Raw genomic sequence first — 26,910 nt, 5'->3', positions numbered from 1 at the left:
GGCCCAGCAGATCCAGCATCGCGGCTTCAATTCCGGTCACCACGTGGATAGTGGTGCGCAGATCGAAGGTCTGCAGGCCCCGGCCCCCGGCATCGCGATCGGCAAAGGTATTGCGCACGGTGTTGAGGACATTTTTATACGCCCCCAGCGTTTTGCCCACCACCAGCGGAATGGCCTCTTCCAGGGTTTTGCGGATCTTCTCCCCGCCCGGAATTTCGCCCACGCCGGTATGGCCAGCATTGTCTTTGATAATGACAATGTTGCGGGTAAAGAACGGCGCGTGCGCGCCGCTCAGGTTCATCAGCATGCTGTCATGGCCCGCAACCGGAACGATCTGCATGGCGGTGACGACAGGGGTAGAAAAAGTACTCATCATTCAATCCTTTTATCAGTGACGTCCGAAAACAGGGCGCTTACGGTCAAATGTCCAGCCGGGAATAAGGTACTGCATCGGGCCCGCGTCGTTACGCGCGCCGCCCGGCAATTTTTTATACGCCTCATGGGCTTTATGGATCCGATCCCAGTCCAGCTCCACGCCCAGGCCCGGCGCATCCGGTACGGCAATTTTGCCCTCTGTGATTTCCAGCGGATTTTTCGTCAGGCGGGCTTCCCCTTCCTGCCAAATCCAGTGAGTGTCGATGGCGGTCGGGTTACCCGGCGCTGCGGCGCCAACGTGGGTAAACATCGCCAGCGAAATATCAAAGTGATTGTTGGAGTGACAGCCCCAGGTGAGCCCCCAGTCATCGCACAGCTGGGCCACGCGCACTGCGCCGGAGAGCGTCCAGAAGTGCGGGTCCGCCAGCGGTATGTCGACGGCGTTCAGCATCACCGCGTGCCCCATTTCGCGCCAGTTCGTGGCGATCATATTGGTCGCCACCGGCAGCCCGGTGGCACGACGGAACTCGGCCATCACTTCGCGGCCCGAGAAGCCCTGCTCCGCGCCGCAGGGGTCTTCCGCATAGGTCAGGACATCCCCCAGCCCTTTGCACAGGCTAATGGCTTCATCCAGCAGCCATGCGCCGTTCGGATCGACGGTGATCCGTGCATCCGGGAAGCGCCTTTTCAGCGCCCGGGCCGTTTCAATCTCCTGCTCGCCGGGTAGCACGCCACCCTTCAGCTTGAAGTCCTTAAAGCCGTAGCGATCCTGCGCCGCCTCGGCCAGCCGCACCACCGCGTCGCTGGAGAGCGCTTCCTGGTGGCGCAACTGATACCAGTCGTGGTCGCCCGCGGTTCGGGCCAGATAGGGGAGATCGGTTTTATTGCGATCGCCAACGTAGAACAGATAGCCCAGCACGGTGACCGCATCGCGCTGTTTGCCGGGCCCCAGCAGTTCGCAGACCGGGACATTGAGCGCCTTCCCCAGTAAATCAAGCAGAGCCGCTTCCAGGGCGGCAACCGCGTTGACGCGCAGTTCAAACGTCCAGGCACCTTTTCCGAACGTCTCAAAGTCTGCCGACTGATTGCCCTTATGCACCCGCTGAACCACCTTGTTCAGGCGGGCAATCTCCTGCCCCACGACCTGCGGAATGGCATCGACCAGCGTCTGGTAAATCACCTCTCCGCCTGGCGCCTCGCCCACGCCGGTATTTCCTGCGCTGTCTTTCAGCACGACGATATTACGGGTAAACCAGGCGTTATGCGCACCGCCAATATTGAGCAGCATGCTGTCCTGCCCGGCCACCGGGATGACCTTCATCTCAGTGATGGTTGGGCTCGATTGCGTTGTCATCAGCCACGCTCCGCAACAGGTTTAAGTTCGACGCGTTTGATATCCCCCACCAGCACCAGGTAACTCAGGACCGCCACCAGCGCATGCACACCCACGTAGATTAGCGCACCGTTAAACGATCCGGTGGTGCCGACGATGTAGCCGATAGCGATGGGTGTAACAATCCCGGAGATATTGCCGAACATGTTGAACAGACCGCCGCTCAGGCCGCTGATCTCTTTCGGGGCCGTATCCGCCATCACCGCCCAGCCCAGCGCGCCAATGCCTTTGCCGAAGAAGGCCATCGCCATAAAGCCGATAATCATCCACTCGGCATTGACGTAGTTACAGAACACCATGGTCATGGAGAGCAGCATGCCGAGCACGATAGGCGTTTTACGCGCGATGTTCAGGGAACCGGTGCGGCGCATCAGCCAGTCGGAAATGACCCCGCCGAGCACGCCTCCCACGAAGCCGCAGATGGCCGGAACCGAGGCGACAAACCCCGCTTTCAGAATCGACATGCCGCGTGCCTGCACCAGGTAAACCGGGAACCAGGTGATGAAAAAGTAGGTCAAGGCGTTGATACAGTACTGGCCCAGATAGATCCCGATCATCATGCGCGATCCGACGAGCTGCCTGATCTGCGCCCATTTCTGGCTGAACGGGACTTTCGCCGTCGAGGATTTCTGGTCCATGTTGATCAGCGCACCACCTTCTGCAATGTACTCCAGCTCTTTTTTGTTTACGCCAGGGTGCTGGTTGGGTTCGTGGATCACTTTCAGCCAGATAAAGCTGATGACGATCCCGAGTCCCCCCATAAAGAAGAACACGTGCGACCAGCCCACCTCATGGGTCAGCCAGCCCATAATGGGCGCAAAGATCACCGTCGCGAAGTACTGTGCGGAGTTAAAAATCGCCACCGCCGTTCCCCTCTCCTGCGCCGGGAACCAGGCCGCCACAATGCGGCTGTTGCCCGGGAAGGAAGGCGCTTCCGCTAACCCCACCAGGAAGCGCAGCGTGAAGAGCGCCACGATAATGCCGAAGCCGCTGAAGATATCGACGAAGCCCTGCAGCAGGGTAAAGGCAGACCAGATAAAGATGGACCAGAAATAGACCCGTTTAGAGCCAAAGCGGTCCAGCAGCCAGCCGCCAGGAATTTGCCCGATGACGTAGGCCCACGAGAAGGCGGAGAAAACGTAACCCATACCCACGGGATCGAGGCCGATATCTTTTGCCATTTCCGAGCCGGCAATCGACAGCGTGGCGCGGTCACCATAGTTAAAGGACGTGACGATAAACAGCATCACCACTATCCAGTAGCGAGCATTGGTGCGCTTTTCAGCGCTGCTCGCTGCGTGGCTTAATGAACTCATTGTTGCACTCCTGAAACATAGCTTTCGCCTGGTTCATTCTGTACAGCACCGGTAGGGTAAGCAGAATGAGATTGATTTTGTCGTTTTGGTACGGCCTGAAGCCGTTTTATCGTGACCGGAAAAGTATATGAAGGAGTGCCTCTTCACCTCACCGTGCAAAAACACAGTATTAAAGGGTGTGAGGGAGGTTGTTTAGGGCATAAGCCCAGAGGAGTGGAAGGTGGTTCACGGAAATGGCGTTTGGGGCGGGGGGTAATGCCGGGTGGCGGCTACGCCTGACCCGGCCTGGAAAACTCGTAGGCCCGCGCAAGCGAAGCGCCGCCGGGCAGCGTGTTATTTGAGAAGTGAGGCCCAGTTCTCCACCCACGGGTTTGATTCGCTTTCTGGCTCTGGGTGTTCACCCGCATCAATCAGCAGCATCTCGCCAACGCGCTGGGCGCTCTGCTCCTGCAGGAGCGCATCGAACTGCTTGCCGCCGCCGCAGAAGTTAGCGTAAGAGCTGTCGCCGAGGGCGATGATGCCGTAGTGAACATCTGGCTGATAGCCAAGCTGGTCTTTAATGCCCTGGAACAGCGGCACGATGCTGTCCGGCAGATCGCCCTGCCCGGTGGTGGAGGTCACCACCAGAATGTATTTATCTTTATACTTTTCCCAGTCCGCCAGATCTGGATCTTCATAGACCGTGGCTTTATGACCCTGGCTTGCCAGAATCGCCTCCGCCTCTTCCGCGACCAGCAGCGAGTTGCCGTACATTGTGCCGACAAAAATGCCTACTTCAGCCATGCTATTTTCCCATATTGAATGCGCTTACTCTTCATCCTGAACGTTGCCCGATACAAACTCAACCCTTTCATTTTCGGGGAGTTGTCCGAGCCAGCCAAACTGTGACAGCGCCTGCATCCAGACGTCGTCAAGCCCCGCGCGGATAGTCAGCGGCTCGCCGGTAAACGGGTGCGTCAGGCTGAGCTCGCTTGCGTGTAACATCAGACGATGGCAGCCAAAATGCTCGGCCGCGCTGCGGTTCTGGCGCAAATCACCGTGTTTGCTGTCGCCAATAATCGGGTGGCGCAGATGCGCAAGATGGCGTCGCAGCTGGTGCTTACGCCCGGTTTTGGGCAGAAGCTCAACCAGGCTGTAGCGTGTGGTCGGAAATTTGCTGGTGGCTACCGGCATTTCCGTCGTCGCCATGCCGCGATAATCCGTCACGGCCGGCTGCGGACCTTTGTCATCGCGGGAAAATTTATCGGCGATTTTGTCCAGTTCCTCCACCAGCGGATAGTCCAGGGTGGCGGACTCGGTCAGCCAGCCACGCACGACCGCGTGATAGCGCTTCTGGATCTGGTGCTGTTCGAACTGCTGCGCCAGCAGACGGCCAGCTTCGCTGGAAAGCCCCATCAGCAGCACACCGGAGGTCGGCCGGTCGAGGCGATGGGCGGTAAATACATGCTGACCAATCTGGTCGCGAACGGTCTGCATCACCACCACTTTCTCGTCGCGATCCAGCCAGCTGCGGTGCACCAGCCAGCCTGACGGTTTATTCACCGCCACCAGCCACTCGTCCTGATAGAGGATCTCAAGCGTCATGCATCTTCACCGGCAAACAGGGCATCCAGTTTTTCCAGTTCGACCAGCATGACGTCGCGCGCAGGGTGCGTCGCTTCGAGCGCCATTTCATAATAGGGAGAGACAGCAAACGCCTGCGGCAAGGGGTGCCCCCCCTCAAGCAGGGCGTGCATGCGCGGAATTAACACCCACTGCAGCCACTCAAACGGGGCCAGCGTATCCAGGCAAAAGGGCTGGGTGCTGGCGAACGCTTCTGGCTGCGGCGCGGTCTCCTGCCACAGCTGATGTTGGCGCAAAAGGGCTTCGATGGCGTGCAACTGAGCACGAACGCTATCGTGTTGCGTCATAGTAACCTCAACTGAAAATGTGAACGGCGCGCAGCATAGCATTGCGAAAGGCAGAAATAAAAAAAGGGAGCACTGTAAAAACAGTGCTCCCGGTTCGTTCCGCAGCATTCCAGCTACAATTCGTGCTCCCTGCTCATCCGTGACAACTTTTCCTGAAGCCCGAAGGCCTGGTCATCCGTCTACCTTTCGCATCCTGCACACATCTTCCTGACGCGTTTGTTTCATCCTGAAACGTCCTGGCCTTCCTGACCCACCGATCATCCTGACCGGCTCTCGTTCTCCTTCCTGGAGGTGTCCCTTACGCATCCTGCGTTATCCACTTTGCTTCATCCTGAAGCCTTCCTGCAGCGCCATCCTGACGAGTCCTGTGTGAGAAACGCCATCATCCTGATGTTCGTTTCTCGTGTCGGCTTCCTGTCGACGGAGATAGAATCCGCTATTCCGCTTCGTCTTACAACCCACTCAGCCAGAGTTGTAAGACGCCGGGACTCCCTAAAAATAATAGGATGAACAACTAATGCATTGAAAAATAGAGTGATATTAATCTGAATTTAATGAGGTAATACTGAATGTTCCAGCGATCTCTCACAAACCTTGTAAGAGATCTCTCACACGCGCTGTAGCAGCATGGATTACAGAAGGGGCTCAAGTCGGGTGAGGAAATCCGCAAGAGAGGGGGCGAGAGTCTCGCGATTGCGGGTACCGATAGTCTCTTTAATCACTTCACCTGACAGGTTACAGACGGAGATAACGTCCAGCTCGCTGTCCAGCGTGGCGATAAAGAGCGTCGGAGAAAGCTTAAGGCGCTTTTGCGTGACCAGATGACCGATCAGGTTTTCCTGAACACGCTGCAGATCGTCTTCGCTCCAGGTCTGCAACAGCGTCAGCGTCATGTCCGCAAAGCGCGCAGGCATATCCCCTGCAAACTGCGTGGCATAAAACGCATGAACCGCTGGTTGTACCACAATGTCCATTGCCCGTTCAACCGCATTTACATTCTGCTCGCCGGTATTCGGCTTCGGCTGCCAGATCACGTAATCATCAAGCGAAGAGATAATGCATGGCGAAGGGACGCCATATAAATCAGCACTTTGCGGCCACGTGCCCTGCTTTTCATGCCATGCGTCGCAGTAGCGGGTCGTAAAGGTAGTGAGGGCATTTGCAGTTTCGATGTCCACCGATTTCTCTCTTCTTGTCAGACAGGATAAACTCAGGCCATAAGTGTACCTGTAAAGTGGCTATGAAACATGTCTTACGAAAATCATCAGGCGTTAACCGGCTTAACGCTGGGTAAATCGACCGATTACCGCGATACCTACGATGCAAGCCTGCTGCAGGGCGTGCCGCGTAGCCTGAACCGCGATCCTCTGGGACTGCACGCGGACGCGCTGCCGTTCGTGGGTGGCGATATCTGGACGCTGTACGAACTCTCGTGGCTCAACGCGCGCGGTCTGCCGCAGGTGGCGGTGGGCCACGTTGAGCTGGATTACGCCAGCGTGAATCTCGTCGAGTCGAAAAGCTTTAAGCTCTATCTCAACAGCTTTAACCAGACCAAATTCAACAGCTGGGAGGATGTTCAGCACACCCTGGAACGTGATTTAAGCGCCTGCGCGCAGGGAAAGGTGAGCGTCTCACTGTATCGCCTGCACGAGCTGGAAGGCCAGCCGGTCGCCCACTTCAACGGAACCTGCATCGACGATCAGGACATCGAGGTGGAGAATTATGAATTCAGCGCGGACTACCTCGAAAACGCGGCGAGCGGCAAGGTGGTCGAAGAGACGCTGGTCAGCCATCTGCTGAAATCCAACTGCCTGATCACGCATCAGCCGGACTGGGGCTCGGTGCAGATCCAGTACCGCGGCCCGAAAATTGACCGAGAAAAGCTGCTGCGCTACCTGGTGTCGTTCCGCCATCACAATGAATTCCACGAGCAGTGCGTGGAGCGCATCTTTAGCGATATTCAGCGCTTCTGCCAGCCAGAAAAATTGAGCGTTTACGCGCGCTACACCCGCCGCGGCGGTCTGGACATTAACCCGTGGCGCACCAATACCGATTTTGTGCCGGCGACGGGCCGGCTGGTGCGTCAGTAATATAAATATTTTCACAATATGCGCGGTATCTTCCGCGCTTTAGGTTGTGAAACGTCACGCGCCAGGGCTATTGTAATCAACAGGGAAAGACGATAATCGTCCCGTAAGGAGCTCACTTGATTACACATATTAGCCCGCTTGGCTCAATGGATATGTTGTCGCAGCTGGAAGTGGACATGCTTAAACGCACGGCCAGCAGCGATCTTTATCAACTGTTTCGTAACTGTTCACTTGCCGTTCTGAACTCCGGAAGCCTGACAGATAACAGTAAAGAACTGCTGTCCCGCTTCGAAAGCTTTGATATCAACGTGCTGCGCCGCGAGCGTGGCGTGAAGCTTGAAGTCATCAACCCGCCGGAAGAGGCGTTTGTCGACGGACGCATCATCCGCTCACTTCAGGCTAACCTGTTTGCCGTGCTGCGTGACATCCTGTTTGTTAACGGGCAGATCCACAACGCAGGCCGTTTCCAGCATCTCGATCTGGAAAGCTCGGTCCATATCACCAACCTGGTGTTCTCCATTTTGCGCAACGCCCGTGCCCTGCACGTGGGTGAAGCGCCGAACATGGTCGTCTGCTGGGGCGGTCACTCCATTAACGAAACCGAATACCTTTATGCGCGTCGGGTGGGCACCCAGCTTGGCCTGCGCGAGCTGAATATCTGTACCGGCTGTGGTCCGGGTGCGATGGAAGCGCCAATGAAAGGTGCCGCAGTGGGTCACGCGCAGCAGCGCTACAAAGAGGGACGGTTTATCGGCATGACCGAGCCGTCCATCATCGCCGCAGAGCCACCTAACCCGCTGGTTAACGAACTGATTATCATGCCGGATATCGAGAAACGTCTTGAAGCGTTTGTCCGTATCGCCCACGGCATCATCATCTTCCCGGGCGGGGTGGGGACAGCGGAAGAGCTGCTCTATCTGCTGGGTATTCTGATGAACCCGGCCAACAAAGATCAGGTTCTGCCGCTGATCCTGACCGGGCCAAAAGAGAGCGCCGACTACTTCCGCGTGCTGGACGAGTTTATCGTGCACACGCTGGGTGAAGCCGCGCGTCGTCACTACCGCATCATCATCGACGATGCTGCGGAAGTGGCGCGCCAGATGAAAAAAGCGATGCCGCTGGTGAAAGAGAACCGTCGCGATACCGGGGATGCCTACAGCTTTAACTGGTCAATCCGCATTGCACCGGATCTGCAGATCCCGTTCGAGCCTTCACACGAGAACATGGCGAACCTGAAACTCTACCCGGATCAGCCGGTGGAAGTCCTGGCCGCCGATCTGCGTCGCGCCTTCTCCGGGATTGTGGCGGGCAACGTCAAAGAGGTCGGTATCCGCGCCATTGAGCAGTACGGTCCGTACAAGATCCACGGCGATCCGGAGATGATGCGCCGTATGGATGACATGCTTCAGGGCTTTGTCGCCCAGCACCGCATGAAGCTGCCGGGCTCTGCCTATATTCCTTGCTACGAAATCTGCACCTGACGCTTAGCGATATCTCATCAAAGCCGGGTCGCCCTGTTGCGCGTCCCGGCTTTTTTTATTCCTGATGTAATTCATAGGCATCACTTATATCTTTTACAAAGTTGTCACATACGCAAACGATTACCTGCATTTTGCAACCGTAAATTATCAGCCTTAATCCAAACTACCTGCCAGAAAATACTAAAAACCCATTTCTTTACAGCGAAAGACACCTATATCACGGGGCGGTCTTTCAGCGCACATGTCGTTGGTGGTAGCCTTCGCGCCCGTAAATTCTCTTTGATGTTTTTTTAACAGATAAATGGTCTAAAGATGCCCACATCATAAGTGGATTATTGCATTTGGGATCACGATCACTGATAGATTCATAACTAGAATGTATCTTTCCGCCCGCCAATAGTTACGGGCAAAAATTATTAAAAAACCGTCACTGAACGAATTTCATATTACCGTCAGGCACTTTTTCATCGGATTTGACTAAAAACCTGACAATTCGCTTCCTCCAGGAGATACAGATGGAAACCACTCAAACCAGCACCGTTGCTTCGATTGAATCCCGAAGTGGTTGGCGCAAAACGGATACCATGTGGATGCTTGGCCTTTACGGCACGGCAATCGGCGCTGGTGTACTGTTCCTTCCTATCAACGCAGGCGTCGGCGGTCTGATCCCGCTGATCATTATGGCTATCATTGCTTTCCCGATGACCTTCTTTGCACATCGCGGTCTGACCCGCTTCGTGCTGTCCGGTAAAAACCCGGGTGAAGACATCACTGAAGTGGTTGAAGAGCATTTCGGCGTGGGCGCAGGTAAACTGATTACCCTGCTCTACTTCTTCGCGATTTACCCTATCCTGCTGGTTTACAGCGTGGCGATCACCAACACCGTTGAAAGCTTCATGCTGCACCAGCTGCATATGACGCCGCCACCGCGTGCCATCCTGTCTCTGATCCTGATTGTCGGCATGATGACCATCGTGCGCTTCGGCGAGCAGATGATTGTGAAAGCGATGAGCGTACTGGTGTTCCCGTTTGTGGCCGCACTGATGCTGCTGGCCTGCTACCTGATCCCACAGTGGAACGGTGCAGCGCTGGAAACCCTGTCCCTGAGCAGCGCGTCTGCGACCGGTAACGGCCTGCTGATGACCCTGTGGCTGGCGATCCCGGTAATGGTCTTCTCCTTCAACCACTCTCCTATCATCTCCTCTTTCGCCGTGGCGAAACGTGAAGAGTACGGTAATGGTGCAGAGAAGAAGTGCTCCAGCATTCTGGCACGCGCTCACATCATGATGGTGCTGACCGTTATGTTCTTCGTCTTCAGCTGCGTACTGAGCCTCTCCCCGGCGGACCTGGCGGCAGCGAAAGAGCAGAACATCTCAATTCTGTCTTACCTGGCGAACCACTTTAACGCACCGCTGATTGCGTGGATGGCACCGATCATCGCGATGATCGCCATCACCAAATCCTTCCTGGGCCACTACCTCGGCGCACGTGAAGGCTTCAACGGTATGGTGATTAAATCTCTGCGCGGTAAAGGCAAGAGCATTGAAATCAACAAGCTGAACAAAATCACTGCACTGTTCATGCTGCTCACCACCTGGGCGGTAGCGACGCTGAACCCAAGCATCCTGGGCATGATTGAAACCCTGGGCGGCCCGGTCATCGCGATGATTCTGTTCCTGATGCCGATGTACGCGATTCAGAAAGTCCCGGCTATGCGTAAGTACAGCGGTCATGTCAGCAACGTCTTTGTGGTTATCATGGGGCTTATCGCTATCTCTGCGATCTTCTACTCCCTGTACACCATGTTCTGATTCTCACCCGCGCCGTCCCCGGACGGCGCACTCCCTCCTCTCTGACTGAAAGCAATGGACGCATCATGATTAGCGTATTCGATATTTTCAAAATCGGTATTGGTCCTTCCAGCTCTCACACCGTCGGACCGATGAAAGCCGGTAAGCAGTTCACGGATGACTTGATTGCACGCGGCATCTTGCACGACATCACCCGCGTGGTTGTCGATGTATACGGCTCGCTTTCCCTGACCGGGAAAGGCCACCACACCGATATCGCCATTATCATGGGCCTGGCGGGAAACCTGCCGGATACCGTTGATATTGATGCGATCCCTGGCTTTATCCAGGACGTGAACACCCACGGGCGCCTGCTGCTGGCGAACGGCGAGCACGAGGTTGAATTCCCGGTTGACCATTGCATGAATTTCCATGCGGACAACCTGTCGCTGCACGAAAACGGTATGCGCATTACCGCGCTGGCCGGCGACAAAGCGGTATACAGCCAGACTTATTACTCTATCGGCGGCGGTTTTATCGTCGACGAAGACCACTTTGGTCAAACCAACACTTCTTCTGTCGAGGTGCCGTATCCGTACAAAACGGCGGCAGACCTCCAGCGTCACTGCAAGGAGACGGGCCTTTCCCTCTCCGGTCTGATGATGAAAAACGAGCTGGCGCTGCACAGCAAAGAGGAGCTGGAACAGCACTTCGCTAACGTCTGGGACGTGATGCGCGGCGGTATTGAGCGCGGGATCACCACCGAAGGCGTTCTGCCGGGCAAGCTTCGCGTACCGCGTCGTGCGGCAGCGCTACGCCGTATGCTGGTGAGCACCGACAAAACGACAACGGACCCGATGGCCGTGGTGGACTGGATCAACATGTTCGCCCTGGCGGTAAACGAAGAAAATGCCGCAGGGGGCCGTGTGGTCACCGCACCGACCAACGGTGCCTGCGGCATCGTTCCGGCGGTACTGGCGTACTACGACAAGTTTATCCGTGAAGTGAATGCGAACTCGCTGGCGCGCTACCTGCTGGTGGCCAGTGCGATTGGTTCTCTGTATAAGATGAACGCCTCCATTTCCGGTGCGGAAGTGGGCTGTCAGGGTGAAGTCGGCGTGGCATGCTCCATGGCGGCAGCCGGTCTGGCGGAGCTCTTGGGCGCAAGCCCGGCGCAGGTGTGCATTGCTGCGGAAATCGGCATGGAACACAACCTGGGGCTGACCTGTGACCCGGTTGCTGGCCAGGTACAGGTTCCGTGCATCGAGCGTAATGCGATTGCCTCCGTGAAGGCGGTGAACGCGGCACGTATGGCGCTGCGCCGCACCAGCGAACCGCGCGTCTGTCTCGATAAGGTTATCGAGACCATGTACGAAACCGGTAAAGATATGAATGCCAAATACCGCGAAACCTCTCGCGGCGGCCTGGCGATGAAGATCGTAACCTGCGATTAAGCCTCTCAGGAAGCCTCGTTTTGCGAGGCTTCTTCCTGTTTTCCCCACCATTCATAGTTTCATGCTGCTGACAGTGTTACCCTTCATGCATTAGATAGAAGGGAGATTATCTGTGGCCGTTCATTTACTTATCGTCGATGCACTTAACCTGATTCGCCGTATCCATGCGGTACAGGGGACGCCTTGTAAAGACACCTGCCTGCACGCGCTGGAACAGCTTATCCGCCACAGTGAACCCACCCATGCGGTCGCGGTATTTGATGACGAAGCCCGCAATACGGGCTGGCGGCACCAGCGTCTGCCCGACTACAAAGCCGGACGCGCACCGATGCCGGACGATCTTCACGCCGAATTACCCATGCTGCGCGCCGCATTTGAACAGCGGGGCGTCCCCTGCTGGGGCGCACAGGGAAATGAAGCCGACGATCTCGCGGCCACCCTGGCCGTAAAGGTGGCGAGTGCCGGGCATCAGGCCACGATCGTTTCAACGGACAAAGGCTACTGCCAGCTGCTCTCCCCCACTATCCGCATTCGCGACTATTTTCAAAAACGCTGGCTGGATGCGCCGTTCATTGCCAGCGAATTTGGCGTATCGCCTGAGCAACTGCCGGATTACTGGGGCCTGGCAGGGATCAGCAGTTCTAAAGTACCGGGAGTGGCCGGGATTGGGCCGAAGAGCGCCGCGCAGTTGCTGACCGATTTTCAGAGTCTGGAAGGCATTTACGCCCGTCTGGACGAGGTGCCAGAAAAATGGCGCAAGAAGCTGGAGGCGCATAAAGAGATGGCGTTTATCTGCCGGGAAATCGCAACGCTACAGACGGATTTACAGCTGGACGGGAATTTACAGCAGTTAAGGTTAGAACGTTAAAACGACGACACGGTTTTGAAGGCCCGGTAAGCGCAGCGCTACCGGGCAAAACAAAGCACGTATTAGCGCTCGTCGCGACGCCCGCCTACGGCCGCCCACCAGCGACGAATATGCACCGTCACCTCTTCGCGGTCGTGATACAGCTGACGCGCCTGGATCTCCACGTTAATCCCGTGTTCGTCCATCTGCTCCTGAATGTAGGCCAGGTTCTGCGACACTTCCTCATAGCGCTTTTTCATCGGCAGCTTGAGGTTGAATATGGTCTCGCGACACCAGCCGTTTACCAGCCAGGAGGCCATCAGCGCGGCCACTTTCGCCGGTTTCTCAACCATGTCGCACACCATCCATGAGATGTTGTTACGGTTCGGGCGATAGCGGAAGCCGTCTTCACGCAGCCAGGTGACCTGCCCGGTGTCCATCAGGCTTTGCGCCATCGGGCCGTTATCGACGGACGATACCCACATGTTGCGTTTCACCAGCTGATAGGTCCAGCCGCCCGGGCACGCGCCGAGATCGACGGCGTACATGCCGTTTGCCAGACGCTCATCCCATTCATCCGCCGGGATAAAGACGTGGAATGCCTCTTCCAGCTTGAGCGTGGAACGGCTTGGCGCATCGGCCGGGAAGCGCAGACGCGGGATGCCCATAAAGAAAGGAGAGTTGTTGGTAGTGTACGAATAGCCCGTATAGCAGCAGCCCGGTGCGATAAAGAAGATATGCACCACCGGACGCTTCGGCGTTTCGTAGTTCGTCAGCACGCCCGCATCACGCAACGCCGCACGCAGCGGAACGGTGAACTTACGGCAGAACTTCATCAACTCTTTACTTTCGTTGGTATCCGCCACTTCAACGCGCAGATCGCCGCCCTTCTCCACCACGCCCTGCAGCATGCCGACAATGGGGGTGATGCGGTCTTCCGGGGGAAGATCCTTCAGCAGCTCACCCGCGACAAACATCTGGCGCGCAAAGATAAGCGAGCTGAACGGCAGCTCGCGTGCCAGCTTATCCGCATCTTCAGGCTGATAGCATTCAAAAACCACGTAACCCGCGTTTTCTTTTACGCGAGCAAAGCCGAAGATTTCGCGCTTCGCCGCTTTATCGGTAATTTCCGCGGCGCATTCTTTCTCAAACCCCGGGCGACAATATAAAACAACCTTATTCATGAACAACGCCCTTGCGTTTCAGACGGATAGCTCCGATAAACATTAATACCCAACCCGCCAGGAAGCTGACGCCGCCGACAGGTGTAACAAACGCCCACAGGCGTAAATGCGAAAGTGCCAGACAGTAGAGGCTGCCGCTAAAAAGCACCGTGCCCAGCGCCAGGAAGACGCTGCTCCAGTAAAACCAGATGCTGATACGGCGCTGCATCGCCACCGCCAGCCCAAAGATCGCCAGCGTATGGAACGCCTGATATTCAAGGCCGGTCTGGATCCAGCCCATCTCTACAGCGCCCAACGACTTGCTTAAGACATGTGCGCCGAAGGCGCCCAGTGCAACAAAAATAAAGCCACTCACCGCGGCAAAAATCAGCATGAATCGGCTGGTCATGTTTAAGTCCTGAATTAATGCGTGCCCGGCACACAAACGTTATTGTTCATACCTAAAGCGGAATTTTTCTTGCTCGCTTGCCGCTTTCGCCAGTATCCACTGCCGGAAGGCGGCTATTTTACCCAGTTCTGCCTGACTGTCATGACAAACCAGATAAAACGCATTCTTGCTGACCAGTACATCATTAAAAGGGCAGACCAGGCGACCTGCCTCAATTTCGGACTGCGCCATGACGTTGTTCGCCAACGCCACGCCCTGCCCGTGAATGGCAGCCTGTAACACCATCGCGCTGTGGCTAAAGATGGGTCCCTGCTGCACGTTTATATGAGTAAGACCTAATTGACGGGTATAAGTTTGCCAGTCGCGTCGAGAGGCATCATGTAAAAGCGTATGCTGCGCCAGGTCAGCGGGGGACTTCAGCGCCTTGTCACCCGTTAACAGCAGGGGAGAACAGACCGGCAGGAGATATTCTGCGTATAATTTCTCAACACGCAAGCCCGGCCAGTTACCGCGACCATAAAAAATCGCGACGTCCACGTCATCGGCCAGCTTGTCTTCCTGACGATCCACGGCCTGGATTCGAACGTCTATCCCCGGATAAGCTGAGTTAAAGCTTGAGAGTCTTGGCACCAGCCACTGAATGGCAAAACTGGGCAATAAACTGACAGTCAGGGCACCTTTTGCACTGCGGGCCTGTAGCTTACGCGTGGCTTCAGTGAGCTGCGAAAAAATCTCTTTAATATCCTGAAAATAGCTCTGCCCCTCTTCGGTCAACAGCAACGAGCGGTTGCGTCGACGAAACAGCTTAAGGCCCAGAAAATCCTCCAGAGACTTGATTTGGTGACTTACTGCGGCCTGTGTCACAAAAAGCTCATCGGCTGCGCGGGTGAAGCTCAGGTGACGTGCTGCTGCATCAAAAACACGTAATGCGTTGAGGGGGGGCAATCGCTTTGACATGGTTATCTGGCTTAGATGTTAACGGAATTTAACAAATAGGAAACAACGTTTAACCTATTAGTTTTTTTTATCTGAGCCATTATAATTTGTCCGTTGAGGAACTACCAGCAAATACCTATAGTGGCGGCACTTCCTGAGCCGGAACGAAGAGCTTTTTTCGGAATGCGTGTTCTGAAGGGCTTTTGGCTTACGGTTGTGATGTTGTGTTGTTGTGTTTGCAATTGGTCTGCGATTCAGACCACGGTAGCAACGCTACCAATTTTTCACTTCCTGTACATTTACCCTGTCTGTCCATAGTGATTAATGTAGCACCGCCAATTTGCGGTGCTTTTTTTTCGCCTGCGATCTGTTAATGCTCGATCTCTTTCATCTCTTTCACGTCCGTGCGGTTGATCTGCTGCTTGTTCCCGTTAGCATCTTTGTACGAAATCATCCCGGTATCGTTATCGGTTGTCGGTTTCCCTTCCGAAACGATGGAACGACCATCGTTGGTGTGCATCACGTAGTTGTTACCGGAACAGGCGCTCAGGGCAAAAGTAAACGCACAGGCAGAGATGATTGCAGCTGTCTTATTCATGATTATTCTCCTTTAGCAATTAATGCTATTCAAACCTCGATTTATAACAGGCTAAAACATCCGCCTAACACTATTTAGCATAACCTGCTTTTTTGGGGTCATCTGGATAAGCAGACAATTCCGATAGATATCAACCTCCTTGCCCTGCCGCTGAAATTGCGCGACGATCGTGATATTGAAATGAGGAATCCCATGAACGCTTTCAGTCCTGCGCAGTTCCGCGCACAGTTTCCGGCGCTGGCCGATGCCGGTATTTATCTGGACAGTGCCGCCACCGCCCTCAAGCCACAGGCGGTCATTGACGCCACGCAGCAGTTCTACAGCCTGAGCGCCGGGAACGTGCATCGCAGCCAGTTTGCCGAAGCGCAGCGATTAACCGCGCGCTATGAAGCGGCGCGCGATCGGGTTGCGCACCTGATCAATGCCGAAAGCGGGAAGAACATCGTCTGGACGCGCGGCACCACCGAGGCCATCAATATGGTGGCCCAGTGCTACGCGCGCCCGCTTCTTCAGCCGGGTGATGAGATCGTCATCAGCGAGGCGGAACATCACGCCAACCTGGTGCCGTGGCTAATGGTGGCCGAACAAACGGGTGCACGTGTGGTGAAGCTTCCGCTTGGCGCAGACCTTCTGCCCGATGTGGCCCGTCTCCCCGAGTTGATTACCCCCCGCAGCCGCATTCTGGCGCTCGGACAGATGTCCAACGTTACCGGTGGTTGCCCGGACCTGGCTCAGGCTATTCGGATAGCCCATGCCAGCGGTATGGTGGTGATGGTCGACGGCGCGCAGGGCGTGGTGCACTTCCCGGCCGACGTACAGGCGCTGGATATCGACTTCTATGCTTTCTCAGGGCACAAGCTCTACGGACCAACCGGTATAGGGGCGTTGTACGGCAAGCCGGAACTGCTGGCAAAAATGACGCCGTGGCTCGGGGGCGGCAAGATGATCACGGAAGTGACTTTTGACGGTTTCAAAACGCAGGATGTACCTTACCGCCTGGAAGCCGGTACGCCGAACGTGGCGGGTGTCATTGGCCTAAGCGCGGCGCTGGAGTGGCTGGCAGAAACAGACGTTGTTCAGGCTGAAAGCTGGAGCCGGGGACTGGCGACGCTGGCAGAGGAAGAACTGAAGAAGCGCCCGGGTTTCCGCTCGTTCCGCGTTCAGGACTCAAGCCTGCTCGCCTTTGATTTTACGGGCGTGCATCACAGTGACATGGTGACGCTGCTGGCCGGGTATGGCATCGCCCTGCGCGCCGGGCAGCACTGCGCGCAGCCGCTGCTGGCGGCGCTCGGCGTGAGCGGTACGCTGCGTGCCTCGTTCGCGCCCTATAACACACAAAGCGATGTTGACGCGCTGGTCGCTGCCGTTGACCGCGCGCTTGAAATACTGGTGGATTAATGACTCACGCTGCTTTAGCCGGACATCCGTTTGGCACCGTCATCACTGAAGAGACGTTAAAACAGACCTTTGCCCCGCTTTCACAGTGGGAAGATAAATATCGCCAGCTGATTCTTCTTGGTAAGCAATTACCGACCCTCTCTGACGATCTCAAGGCGCAGGCGAAAGAGATCGCTGGCTGTGAAAACCGCGTCTGGCTGGGCGTAAGCGTGTCCGGCGAGAAACTGCACTTCTTCGGCGACAGCGAAGGCCGCATCGTTCGGGGTCTGCTGGCCGTATTGTTGACGGCAGTGGAAGGGAAAAGCGCGGCGGAACTGCTGGCGCACTCGCCGCTGGCGTTATTTGATGAGCTGGGGCTGCGCGCGCAGCTCAGCGCCTCGCGCGGTCAGGGGTTGATCGCGCTCAGCGACGCGGTACTGGACGCCGCCCGTCAGGCTCAGGCCTGACGTTCCGCCTTCGCCATCATCTTCTTCAGGGCGTGAGACACCGCCACAAAGCCGAAGGAAGCGGTCACCATGGTGGCCGCGCCAAAGCCTGAGGCACAATCCATTCTTTTTGGCCCTTCCGCCGTGCTTTTCATCGCACACACGGAGCCATCCGCCTGCGGGTAGACCAGCGCTTCGGTCGAGAACACGCAGTCAACGCCCAGCTTGCCTTTGCTGTTTTTCACAACATTAAAGTCGCTTTTCAGGCGTTCACGCAACTTGGCGGCAAGAGGATCCTGAATGGTTTTCGCCAGATCGGCCACCTGGATCTGCGTCGGATCGATTTGCCCGCCCGCGCCGCCGGTCGTCACCAGTGGGACCTTGTAACGACGACAGTATGCGATCAGCGCGGCTTTTGGACGCACGCTGTCGATGGCGTCAATCACATAGCTGTAGCCTTTGCTCATGTACTCCGCGACGTTATCTGCCGTCACAAAGTCGTCGATCACCGTCACGCGGCACTCCGGGTTGATCAAACGGATGCGCTCCGCCATGACCTCAGATTTTGCCAGGCCGACGTTATCACGCAGGGCGTGGATTTGACGGTTGGTGTTGGTGACGCACACGTCATCCATATCAATCAGCGTGATTGCGCCAATACCGGTTCTCGCCAGCGCTTCTGCGGCCCACGACCCCACACCACCAATGCCCACGACGCAGACATGCGCATCCGCAAACAGCTGCAGGGCTTTTTCACCATAGAGACGTGCCGTGCCGCCAAAACGCTGGCGCCAGGCATCGCTGATTACCACAGACATAACACCTCAGATGTAAAAAGGGTGAGGTTCTCCTCACCCTGAACAGTAATCCGTATTGCGCTCAGAATACCACAATCAGCCGCTGAATACGTTTCCGGCACCCGGTGCGGCCTTCAGTACCCACACGCGTCCGTAGTGGTTATACCAGCCTGCACGGTGGCCTGCATCCGGGCCAATGCCCTGATAGATATCGAAGTGCTGGCCTTTGATCGCGCCGCCGACGTCCAGCGCCACCATCAGACGCAGCTCATACTGGCCGTTGAACTTGCCGTTGTTGTCCAGCAGCGGGACCTCTGCCAGCAGCGTGGTGCCCGCAGGAATAATCGAACGATCCGATGCCACCGACGCACGGCCAATCAGCGGTACCGCGCTCGCCCCTTTCACCGGCGCGAAGTTTTGCGGTTTAAAGAAGACGAACGACGGGTTCTGCTCCAGCAGCTCACGCACCTCGGCCTCGCTGTGCTTTTCGCCCCACTCGCGGATCGCCTGCATCGACATGTCTTCTTTCTTCACTTCGCCGCGGTCGATCAGCACCTTGCCAATACTGCGATAGGCGTGGCCGTTTTTACCGGAATAGCTGAAGAAGTTAAGCGGTGAACCGTCGCCAAAATCAATATAGCCGCTGCCCTGAACGTCCATGATGAAGTTATCCATCAGCGAGTTGCTGTAGGCCAGAACGTAATTTTCACTCAGCGCACCGGCGTAAATTTCGGCACGCGACGGCAGACGACCGCGTTTAGGCGGCATACGGTAGATAGGGTACTGGAATTCGCCCTGACGCGTGTGTCGCGCCTGGATAACCGGGGTGTAGTAGCCGGTAAACTGAACGTTGCCGTAGTTATCGGCCCCTTCCATCTGCCAGGCGTCGATACCAAACTGGCGCATGTTGCGCGTATCGCCGCCCGCCCGCAGCCAGTCCTGTACCGCGCTATAAACGTTATTCTGTGCGCTATATAAACGCGGTGACGCGTTGCGGATCTGGTAGACCTGCTCGGAGAAATCACCGGCATTAATCGGTGCGCCGACAGCATCAGGCTGATTAACTAAAGAGAAAGGCTGGGATAACTTCCCGTCTTTATACTGTTGACCGCGATCGGTCGGTTTGGAAGAACAGGCCGCAAGAATCGCTACCATTGCGCCCGCCATCAGATACTTCGCCCAACGTCCTTTCATTCTGTCTCGTCTTTAAGTTGCCCATTTCCGCGTGATGAAGATAACAAACCGCCAGGGCTAATGAAATGCGATCGCATGCCCTTTGGCAAATTTTGCGCAAAAAATAGTCCAAACAGCGCCATGTCGTTCAATTTGCATACAAAATCATGATAAATGTGAAAAAGGGGTTGCATCACAAACCTATCCGAGTATAGTGCGCATCCACGGACGCGGGGTGGAGCAGCCTGGTAGCTCGTCGGGCTCATAACCCGAAGGTCGTCGGTTCAAATCCGGCCCCCGCAACCAATTAAAATTTGATGAAGTATCTTCTACGACAGTAGAAAGACGGACGCGGGGTGGAGCAGCCTGGTAGCTCGTCGGGCTCATAACCCGAAGGTCGTCGGTTCAAATCCGGCCCCCGCAACCAATCAAATTTGAAGAAGTAAGCTTCTACAAGAGTAGAAAGACGGACGCGGGGTGGAGCAGCCTGGTAGCTCGTCGGGCTCATAACCCGAAGGTCGTCGGTTCAAATCCGGCCCCCGCAACCAACACTTCTAAAACAATAAACACCCTTAAGGGTGTTTTTTTGTATCTGTCGTTTGTGAATTTGCCGGGCGTAAACCCGGCCAAAAGATCTACCCGCGCCGCGCCAGCGTCGCCCCGTCAGAGAAATACGCACGAATCCCTGCCAGAATCGACTCCGCCACTTCCTGCTGGAATTTTGCCGTCTTGAGCTTACGCTCCTCTTCCACGTTACTGATAAACGCGGTTTCAACGAGGATGGACGGGATATCCGGCGCCTTGAGTACCGCAAATCCGGCCTGTTCAACGCTGTTCTTATGCAGCTTATTGATGTTGCCCAGCTTGCCCAGCACCGCTTTACCAAACTTCAGGCTGTCGTTAATGGTCAGCGACTGCACCATATCGAACATGGTGTGGTCGACGTAGCGATCGCCGCTTTTGCTCACGCCACCGATCAGATCCGAGGCGTTCTGAGTGTCCGCCAGGTATCTCGCGGCGGTACTGGTTGCGCCTTTGGTTGAGAGCGCAAACACCGACGAGCCGCTTGGCTGACGGCTGGTAAACGCATCCGCATGGATTGAGACGAACAAATCTGCGCGCTGCTTCTGCGCTTTCGCCACCCGGACCTTCAGCGGAATAAAGACGTCTTCATTGCGCGTCATATAGGCGCGCATATTGCCTTCTTTATCAATCAACGCCTTCAGACGACGGGCAATTTGCAGGACCACGTCTTTTTCGCGCGTGCGGTATTTCCCCACCGCGCCGGAGTCTTCGCCGCCATGGCCTGGATCGAGCATGATCACAATCGGACGATCGCGCCCTGCTTTCCCCGGCTGCGGACCGCTTTGCGCCGGCGGAACCTGACGCTGCAGATCGCCCTTGTTGTAGTCCTCCAGCAGAGCGAGAAGCGGATCCTGAATATCCGTCGCATTGGCCGGGTAGAGATCCATGACCAGGCGCTCTTTGAACGTCGCGACAGGCGCCAGGGCAAACAGCTGCGGCTTCACGTTCTGCTTCAGTTCAAACACCATGCGCACGGTTTGCGGATCGAACTGCCCGACGCGCGCCGATTTAATAAACGGATCGTCGCCGCGGATCTGCGCCGCCATCCCTTTCAGCACGGAGTTGAGGTTAACGCCTTCGAGATCCACCACCACACGTTCCGGGTTGCTGAGGGCAAATTGCTTATATTTCAGCACGCGATTGGATTCGACCGTCACGCGCGTATAGGTCGACGATGGCCAGACGCGCACCGCCACGACCTGACTGGTGGCGGCAAGACCGACCTGACTGACGCTAAGCAACCACATTGCCCCGGCCCCTTTTAACAAACGGCGGCGGCTTATTGCTGAATTGGATCCCGACATGCTTCTCCCGAGCAAGAACACTGACTGATATACAAAATGTCCAGATTGACCGAAAACTTTAACGAATGACGCATAAACTGTCATCTATAAAAGGGTAAACAATCATACGCTAACGCACGGATTACTTATCATTTTCTGTGGGTCGCGGAAAATTTGCGCTTGCACACGTGGCCACAATCGAATAAAAATACAGAAATTACGAATAAACATTCATTAAGGGTTGTGCCATGGTGAAGGAACGTAGAACCGAACTGGTCCAGGGATTCCGCCATTCTGTTCCCTATATCAACGCCCATCGGGGAAAAACGTTTGTCATCATGCTTGGCGGCGAAGCCATTGAGCATGAAAATTTTTCCAGCATCGTCAATGACATTGGCCTGCTGCACAGCCTGGGGATCCGCCTGGTGGTGGTCTATGGCGCGCGCCCGCAGATCGACGCCAACCTGGCCGCTCACCACCACGAGCCGATTTACCACAAACATACCCGCGTCACCGATGCCAAAACCCTTGAGCTGGTGAAGCAGGCGGCGGGTCTGCTGCAGCTGGATATTACCGCTCGCCTGTCCATGAGCCTGAACAACACGCCGCTGCAGGGCGCGCATATCAATGTTGTGAGCGGCAACTTCATCATTGCCCAGCCGCTCGGCGTGGACGATGGCGTGGATTACTGCCACAGCGGCCGCATTCGTCGTATTGATGAAGAAGCCATACACCGCCAGCTGGACAGCGGAGCCATCGTCCTGATGGGCCCGGTCGCCGTTTCGGTGACCGGCGAAAGCTTTAACCTCACCTCAGAAGAGATCGCCACGCAGCTGGCGATCAAGCTGAAGGCGGAAAAAATGATTGGGTTCTGCTCCTCCCAGGGGGTCGTGAACGATGAAGGAACGATCGTGCCGGAACTCTTCCCGAATGAAGCCCAGGCCCGCGTGGAGGCGCTGGAAGCCGAAGGCGATTACTACTCCGGCACCGTCCGCTTCCTGCGTGGCGCCGTGAAGGCCTGCCGCAGCGGCGTGCGCCGTAGCCACCTGATCAGCTATCAGGAAGATGGCGCCCTGCTGCAGGAGTTGTTCTCCCGCGACGGTATTGGTACGCAGATTGTCATGGAGAGCGCGGAGCAGATACGCCGCGCCACCATCAACGATATCGGCGGTATTCTGGAACTGATCCGCCCGCTGGAACAGCAGGGTATTCTGGTGCGTCGTTCACGCGAGCAGCTGGAGATGGAGATCGACAAATTCACCATTATTCAGCGCGATAACCTGACCATCGCCTGCGCCGCGCTTTATCCGTTCCCGGAAGAGAAGATCGGTGAAATGGCCTGCGTGGCGGTGCATCCTGATTACCGCAGCTCTTCACGCGGTGAAATGCTGCTTGAGCGCGTGGCGGCACAGGCGCGCCAGATGGGGCTGAGCAAGCTGTTCGTCCTGACGACGCGCAGCATTCACTGGTTCCAGGAGCGCGGCTTCACGCCGGTGGATATTGATTCCCTGCCGGAAACGAAGAAAGAGATGTACAACTATCAGCGCCGTTCAAAAGTGCTGATGGCGGACCTGGGATGATACGACGCCCTCACCTTGCGGCGAGGGCGTTCGTTCAGAGGGACTCAAATATCGCGCCCAGCCCGCTTCGGCGTTCCGTGCGGGTGGCTATCGCCTGCACCAGCACGCGTTCATCGGTATACAGCGACAGGCGCTGACGCGCGCGCGTAATGGCGGTATAGATCAGCTCGCGGGTAATGACGGGGGAAAGCTGCGTGGGCAGGATCAGCGCCGCGTGGTTAAACTCGGAGCCCTGGGATTTATGCACCGTCATCGCCCAGGCGGTTTCATGCTCGGGCAAACGGCTGGGCTGGAAAGACTTCACGCTCCCGTCCGGCATCTGGAACCAGACGCGCAGCCCCTGGCCGCAGTCGAGCGCAATCCCGATGTCCCCGTTAAAGAGCCCCAGCGCGCTGTCGTTGCGGGAAATCATCACCGGCCGCCCTTCATACCAGCGCGAGTGCGGGGTACGGTTAATTTTACGCTTTTGCGCCAGCAGCTGTTCCAGCCTGTCGTTCAGGCCCCGGACGCCAAAGGGACCTTCCCTCAGCGCACAGAGCAGCTGATATTCACCAAACGCGGCAATGACCTGCTCCGGCGGACGCTGCTGTTGTACCCCCGTCAGAAAGTGCTGATACCCTTGCAGGGCATCATCCAGCATCGCCTGATACGCCTCTCCGCTTTCCAGCGATTTTTTCTCAATATCCGTAAAGGTTCCGGCAAACACCGCGGAGGTGGCGTGCCTGTCTCCCCGGTTTACGGCCGCCGCAAGCTGGCCGATACCGGAATCGCTGCCGAAACGGTAGCTTTTCTGCAGCAGACACAGGCTGTCGCGCAGCGCGCCTGCAAGCGAGTGGCTTTCAGAGGTGAGAGTACATCCGGTGAGACGGGCGAGCTCCTGGGCGCGTTCAGCGGTATACCCCAGGCTGGCATAGGTGCAGATATCGCCCAGTACGGCCCCCGCCTCCACGGAGGCAAGCTGGTCACGATCGCCGAGAAAAATGACGCGCGCGTGCGGCGGTAGCGCATCAATCAAACGCGACATCATCGTCAGGTCAATCATCGACGCTTCATCCACCACCAGCACGTCAAGGTGCAGCGGATTACCGGCATGATAGCGCAGACGCTGGCTACCCGGCTGAGCGCCAAGCAAACGGTGTAGCGTGCTGGCTTCGTTGGGGAAAAGCGCAAGCTGCTCCCGGGTAAGCGGCAGCTTTTGCAGCGCGCCGCCTAACGACTCCGTCAGACGCGCCGCCGCTTTACCGGTGGGGGCCGCCAGGCGAATACGGCACTTTTGCTCGCCCGATAACTGAATCAGCGCGGCAAGCAGTTTTGCCACGGTGGTCGTTTTCCCGGTGCCCGGACCGCCAGAAATCACCGAGATCCGACGCGTTAAGGCCACTGCAGCCGCCACTTTTTGCCAGTCTGTCGCGTCGTCAGAGGTAAACAGCGCATCCAGCGTTTGCCGGAGCCGCGTTTCATCACAGGGAAGCGGGGCGTTGGTCTCGCTGAAGAAGCGCGCCACCGTCAGTTCGTTACGCCACAGCCGGTTAAGATACAAACGCTCGCCGACCAGAATCATTGGCGTCCCGGTATCGGCTCCGCTCACGGCAGGCGAACGGCGTAGTATCGCCTGCCAGTCCACGGCGTCACCCAGCAGCGCGAAACACGCCTGTAAAGCCGGAGGCATTTTCTCATCCACCGCCAGACGCGACAGCGGCAGACATACGTGCCCCTCCCCCGCGTCTTTGCTCAGAATGGCGGCGGCAAGCATGACGGCAGGCTCCTCGCCTGCCACCATCATGGCAAACTGCACGTCCAGGTGGCGCAGTAATCGTTGTTCAACCGCGTCCAGCAGTAGCGTCTGCATCGTCATGCCACCTCCTCCGTGCCTGCAGCAAACAGGTTATCCATTTTTTCAATCAGTTCCACAGCCGGACGCGTGCTAAAGACGCCGGAACGCGGGTCGTTGGCATCCACGCCGCGCAAGAACAGGTAAATCACGCCGCCAAAATGCGCGTCGTAACGGTAATCGGCAATACGATGGCGCAGGTAACGGTGCAGCGCCAGGGTATAAAGCTGGTACTGCAGATCGTAGCGATGCATTTGCATAGCCGACGCCATCGCCTGTTGGGTATAGGCTTCGCTGTTTTCGCCCAGCCAGTTCGATTTGTAATCCAGCAGGTAGTAGCGCCCTTCGTGGCGGAAAACGAGGTCGATAAAGCCTTTTAGCATCCCCTGCACCTGGCGGAAGTTCAGCGGCGGGCATCCGGCGGATAACGGATCGTACTCGCGGATCAGCGCATCAAGCGCCTCGGCACTGAGCGGGCTGGCGATGGGGAGGTAAAACTCCATCTCCACCTGCTTATCTTTGGCGGTCAACTGGCTAAGCGAGATCCCCTGTGCGGTGAGCGGAGCATGCAGAACCGCGCGGATCCAGTCGGTGAGAACCGGCTGCCATTGCGCGTCGTAACCACCGCTCTGTAACATCTTTAGCACCCACTCTTCGGAAACCGGCTGGGTAAAATCCAGTTCTTCAAACAGGCTGTGCAAAAACGTGCCCGGCGAGGCGCCGCGCGGGAACTGGTGCGGCGTCAGCACCGGCTCAACGGGTACGCTACCGCCGCCTGCGGCATCCACGTCCAGTTTTGGCATCAGATCCTGCGCAATACTCTGCCCGTGCTGCTGTAAGCCGGAGTAGCTGGTCACGCGCCAGTCGTCGGCAATCGTGCGTACCACCCGACGGGCATGGAGATCTGACTCGTGCGGCTCCGGCATGTGCCAGCGGCTGTTGTCGGGCAGCGAAGGAATATGCAGGGCAACATGCTCAGAGCAAAGGGATTCGATGCACTGGCGCAGGCCCGCCGCGTCTTTGGGTTCACCCTGCTGAATAAGCCGCCCCAGCGCGCTCAGATGAAAATCGCTCTCCCCGCTCTTTTCGCCCCGACGCCGGAACAGCGGCGCAACACCCAGGCTGCAGTGCCAGACCGAGCGGGTCAGCGCCACGTAGAGCAGGCGTAAATCTTCCGCCAGACGTTCGGCCTCTGCCAGCTCAACGCTGGACTCCGCGTTGCTGAGATCGAGCACAGCCTCAAAAGACTCGCGATCGTGGTAAAAAGCCTGATCCTGCACGCGGTAATTGGCGATAAACGGCAGCCAGACCAGCGGATATTCCAGACCTTTCGACTTGTGAATGGTGACGATCTGCACCAGATGTTTATCACTCTCGAGGCGCATCTGCTGGCTGGAGGAATTGCTGTTCGGATCGGCAATCTGCTGCGCCAGCCAGCGCACCAGGGCGTGCTCGCTCTCCAGCTGCGTACCCGCTTCCTGCAAGAGTTCGCTGATGTGTAAAATATCGGTCAAACGCCGCTCGCCGCCTGCGGTAGCCAGCATATTCTCCGCGATGTGGCGCTGAGCCATGAGCTCGCGCACCATCGCCATCACGCCGCGCTTCTGCCATCTTTCCCGGTAGTGGACAAATTCCTCCACCACGGCATCCCACGCGGCTTCGTCATTGTTGAGGGTATCAATATCGCGCGCGTTCAGTCCGAGCATCGCGCTGGCTAATGCGCTGCGCAATGTACTTTCCCGCTCCGGGGCCAGCACGGCCTGCAGCAGCCATAACATCTCCTGCGCCTCAAGCGTTTCAAAGACGCTGTCACGGTTCGAGAGGTAGACGGAGGGGATATTCAGTAACGTCAGGGCGTCGCGGATGAATGCGGCCTCCTGACGGCTGCGCACCAGCACCGTAATATCCGATGCCTTTACCGGGGTGGGGTTATCCCCCTTCCACAGCAGCGCCTCGCCCCGCGCCCCGGCACTGAGCCAGTCACGGATTTGCGCGGCACAGTGCTGGGCCATGGCATTTTGATAGTCGGCAACGCCGCAGCCTTCCCCATCCAGCAGCCAGAAGTTCATGGCAGGC

Annotated in this window: 23 protein-coding genes, 3 tRNA genes and 1 pseudogene; 11 read left to right on the top strand and 16 right to left on the bottom strand. The window is 56.9% G+C overall.

Annotation, left to right across the window (positions count from 1 at the left end; all coding sequences use genetic code 11):
- The 7 genes and pseudogenes from gudD to syd all read right to left on the bottom strand — a co-directional run.
- A pseudogene (gudD, locus tag LJA86_RS16825) lies at positions 1-376 on the bottom strand (glucarate dehydratase); the annotation flags it as partial.
- Between the two features lie 12 nt (positions 377-388).
- Positions 389-1,729: a glucarate dehydratase family protein gene (locus tag LJA86_RS16820; protein WP_229226457.1), complete on the bottom strand. Its 1,341-nt coding sequence runs from the start codon at positions 1,727-1,729 to the stop codon at positions 389-391.
- Positions 1,729-3,084, bottom strand: a complete 1,356-nt coding sequence (gene gudP / locus LJA86_RS16815) for a galactarate/glucarate/glycerate transporter GudP (RefSeq protein ID WP_032675441.1) — start codon at positions 3,082-3,084, stop codon at positions 1,729-1,731. Before gudP ends, LJA86_RS16820 begins: the two co-directional genes overlap by 1 nt.
- A gap of 333 nt (positions 3,085-3,417) precedes the next feature.
- Positions 3,418-3,867 carry a flavodoxin gene (locus LJA86_RS16810; RefSeq protein WP_229226456.1) on the bottom strand — a complete coding sequence of 150 codons (450 nt, stop codon included), beginning with the start codon at positions 3,865-3,867 and terminating at the stop codon, positions 3,418-3,420.
- Between the two features lie 24 nt (positions 3,868-3,891).
- Positions 3,892-4,668 carry a tRNA pseudouridine(65) synthase TruC gene (gene truC, locus LJA86_RS16805; protein WP_229226455.1) on the bottom strand — a complete coding sequence of 259 codons (777 nt, stop codon included), beginning with the start codon at positions 4,666-4,668 and terminating at the stop codon, positions 3,892-3,894.
- Positions 4,665-4,994: a YqcC family protein gene (locus LJA86_RS16800; protein ID WP_023309024.1), complete on the bottom strand. Its 330-nt coding sequence runs from the start codon at positions 4,992-4,994 to the stop codon at positions 4,665-4,667. The genes truC and LJA86_RS16800 overlap by 4 nt, the downstream gene beginning before the upstream one ends.
- Before the next feature lie 632 nt (positions 4,995-5,626).
- On the bottom strand, positions 5,627-6,172 hold the full coding sequence (gene syd / locus LJA86_RS16795) for a SecY-interacting protein (protein WP_045908467.1): 546 nt from the start codon (positions 6,170-6,172) through the stop codon (positions 5,627-5,629).
- Positions 6,173-6,241: 69 nt separating this feature from the next.
- On the opposite strand from syd, the gene queF reads away from it, so the two are divergent.
- From queF to xni, 5 genes are all read left to right on the top strand, one after another.
- The gene (gene queF / locus LJA86_RS16790; RefSeq protein ID WP_063622377.1) at positions 6,242-7,084 is read left to right on the top strand and encodes an NADPH-dependent 7-cyano-7-deazaguanine reductase QueF; all 843 of its coding nucleotides are present in this window, start codon (positions 6,242-6,244) and stop codon (positions 7,082-7,084) included.
- A 116-nt stretch (positions 7,085-7,200) separates the two neighbouring features.
- Complete coding sequence (ppnN, locus tag LJA86_RS16785) at positions 7,201-8,565, top strand: nucleotide 5'-monophosphate nucleosidase PpnN (protein WP_008499641.1); 1,365 nt, start codon at positions 7,201-7,203, stop codon at positions 8,563-8,565.
- Between the two features lie 515 nt (positions 8,566-9,080).
- Positions 9,081-10,376 (top strand): HAAAP family serine/threonine permease, encoded by a 1,296-nt coding sequence (locus tag LJA86_RS16780; RefSeq protein ID WP_008499642.1) that lies wholly within the window; start codon positions 9,081-9,083, stop codon positions 10,374-10,376.
- 65 nt (positions 10,377-10,441) lie between these two features.
- Entirely contained in the window at positions 10,442-11,809 is a 1,368-nt protein-coding gene (locus tag LJA86_RS16775) for an L-serine ammonia-lyase (protein WP_229226454.1), read from the top strand.
- A gap of 112 nt (positions 11,810-11,921) precedes the next feature.
- Complete coding sequence (gene xni, locus LJA86_RS16770; RefSeq protein ID WP_021241892.1) at positions 11,922-12,677, top strand: flap endonuclease Xni; 756 nt, start codon at positions 11,922-11,924, stop codon at positions 12,675-12,677.
- Between the two features lie 62 nt (positions 12,678-12,739).
- Here the strand turns inward: xni and rlmM are convergent, their stop codons facing one another.
- The 4 genes from rlmM to LJA86_RS16750 form a co-directional block, all read right to left on the bottom strand.
- Positions 12,740-13,840: a 23S rRNA (cytidine(2498)-2'-O)-methyltransferase RlmM gene (gene rlmM / locus LJA86_RS16765; RefSeq protein ID WP_048029185.1), complete on the bottom strand. Its 1,101-nt coding sequence runs from the start codon at positions 13,838-13,840 to the stop codon at positions 12,740-12,742.
- The gene (locus tag LJA86_RS16760; RefSeq protein WP_008499646.1) at positions 13,833-14,228 is read right to left on the bottom strand and encodes a DUF423 domain-containing protein; all 396 of its coding nucleotides are present in this window, start codon (positions 14,226-14,228) and stop codon (positions 13,833-13,835) included. The genes rlmM and LJA86_RS16760 overlap by 8 nt, the downstream gene beginning before the upstream one ends.
- Before the next feature lie 39 nt (positions 14,229-14,267).
- On the bottom strand, positions 14,268-15,185 hold the full coding sequence (gene gcvA / locus LJA86_RS16755) for a glycine cleavage system transcriptional regulator GcvA (RefSeq protein ID WP_008499647.1): 918 nt from the start codon (positions 15,183-15,185) through the stop codon (positions 14,268-14,270).
- A gap of 349 nt (positions 15,186-15,534) precedes the next feature.
- Positions 15,535-15,762, bottom strand: a complete 228-nt coding sequence (locus tag LJA86_RS16750; RefSeq protein ID WP_008499648.1) for a YgdI/YgdR family lipoprotein — start codon at positions 15,760-15,762, stop codon at positions 15,535-15,537.
- 192 nt (positions 15,763-15,954) lie between these two features.
- Between LJA86_RS16750 and csdA the strand changes: the two genes are divergently transcribed.
- Positions 15,955-17,160, top strand: coding sequence for a cysteine desulfurase CsdA (gene csdA / locus LJA86_RS16745; RefSeq protein ID WP_045908463.1), 1,206 nt, complete (start codon positions 15,955-15,957; stop codon positions 17,158-17,160).
- Positions 17,160-17,606, top strand: coding sequence for a cysteine desulfurase sulfur acceptor subunit CsdE (gene csdE / locus LJA86_RS16740; RefSeq protein WP_045908462.1), 447 nt, complete (start codon positions 17,160-17,162; stop codon positions 17,604-17,606). Before csdA ends, csdE begins: the two co-directional genes overlap by 1 nt.
- Here csdE and tcdA read toward each other — a convergent pair.
- The gene (tcdA, locus tag LJA86_RS16735; protein WP_006811804.1) at positions 17,597-18,403 is read right to left on the bottom strand and encodes a tRNA cyclic N6-threonylcarbamoyladenosine(37) synthase TcdA; all 807 of its coding nucleotides are present in this window, start codon (positions 18,401-18,403) and stop codon (positions 17,597-17,599) included. The two genes, csdE and tcdA, sit on opposite strands and share 10 nt — an antisense overlap.
- 75 nt (positions 18,404-18,478) lie before the next feature.
- Positions 18,479-19,576: a murein transglycosylase A gene (gene mltA, locus LJA86_RS16730; RefSeq protein WP_021241890.1), complete on the bottom strand. Its 1,098-nt coding sequence runs from the start codon at positions 19,574-19,576 to the stop codon at positions 18,479-18,481.
- Between the two features lie 208 nt (positions 19,577-19,784).
- On the opposite strand from mltA, the gene LJA86_RS16725 reads away from it, so the two are divergent.
- From LJA86_RS16725 to LJA86_RS16715, 3 genes are all read left to right on the top strand, one after another.
- Positions 19,785-19,861 (top strand) — tRNA-Met (locus LJA86_RS16725).
- A 44-nt stretch (positions 19,862-19,905) separates the two neighbouring features.
- Positions 19,906-19,982, top strand: a tRNA-Met gene (locus LJA86_RS16720).
- 44 nt (positions 19,983-20,026) lie between these two features.
- A tRNA-Met gene (locus LJA86_RS16715) sits at positions 20,027-20,103 on the top strand.
- A gap of 87 nt (positions 20,104-20,190) precedes the next feature.
- Here LJA86_RS16715 and amiC read toward each other — a convergent pair.
- Positions 20,191-21,444, bottom strand: a complete 1,254-nt coding sequence (gene amiC, locus LJA86_RS16710; protein WP_021242006.1) for an N-acetylmuramoyl-L-alanine amidase AmiC — start codon at positions 21,442-21,444, stop codon at positions 20,191-20,193.
- A 227-nt stretch (positions 21,445-21,671) separates the two neighbouring features.
- Here amiC and argA point away from each other — a divergent pair, with 227 nt between their 5' ends.
- A complete protein-coding gene (gene argA, locus LJA86_RS16705; protein WP_023294467.1) occupies positions 21,672-23,003 on the top strand; it encodes an amino-acid N-acetyltransferase in 1,332 nt (443 codons plus the stop codon).
- 34 nt (positions 23,004-23,037) lie between these two features.
- Here the strand turns inward: argA and recD are convergent, their stop codons facing one another.
- Together recD and recB are read right to left on the bottom strand one after the other, a co-directional pair.
- Positions 23,038-24,858 carry an exodeoxyribonuclease V subunit alpha gene (gene recD, locus LJA86_RS16700; RefSeq protein WP_229226453.1) on the bottom strand — a complete coding sequence of 607 codons (1,821 nt, stop codon included), beginning with the start codon at positions 24,856-24,858 and terminating at the stop codon, positions 23,038-23,040.
- Positions 24,855-26,910 (bottom strand): exodeoxyribonuclease V subunit beta (recB, locus tag LJA86_RS16695; protein WP_229226452.1); only part of this gene is annotated, 2,056 nt, incomplete at its 5' end. The genes recD and recB, both read right to left, overlap by 4 nt.

Origin of the sequence: Enterobacter sp. TCD1-1, assembly GCF_020567405.1 — a bacterium.
In the GTDB taxonomy this organism is placed as follows: Bacteria; Pseudomonadota; Gammaproteobacteria; order Enterobacterales; family Enterobacteriaceae; genus Enterobacter; species Enterobacter quasiroggenkampii.
This window is presented reverse-complemented; position numbering and strand designations above follow the sequence as displayed.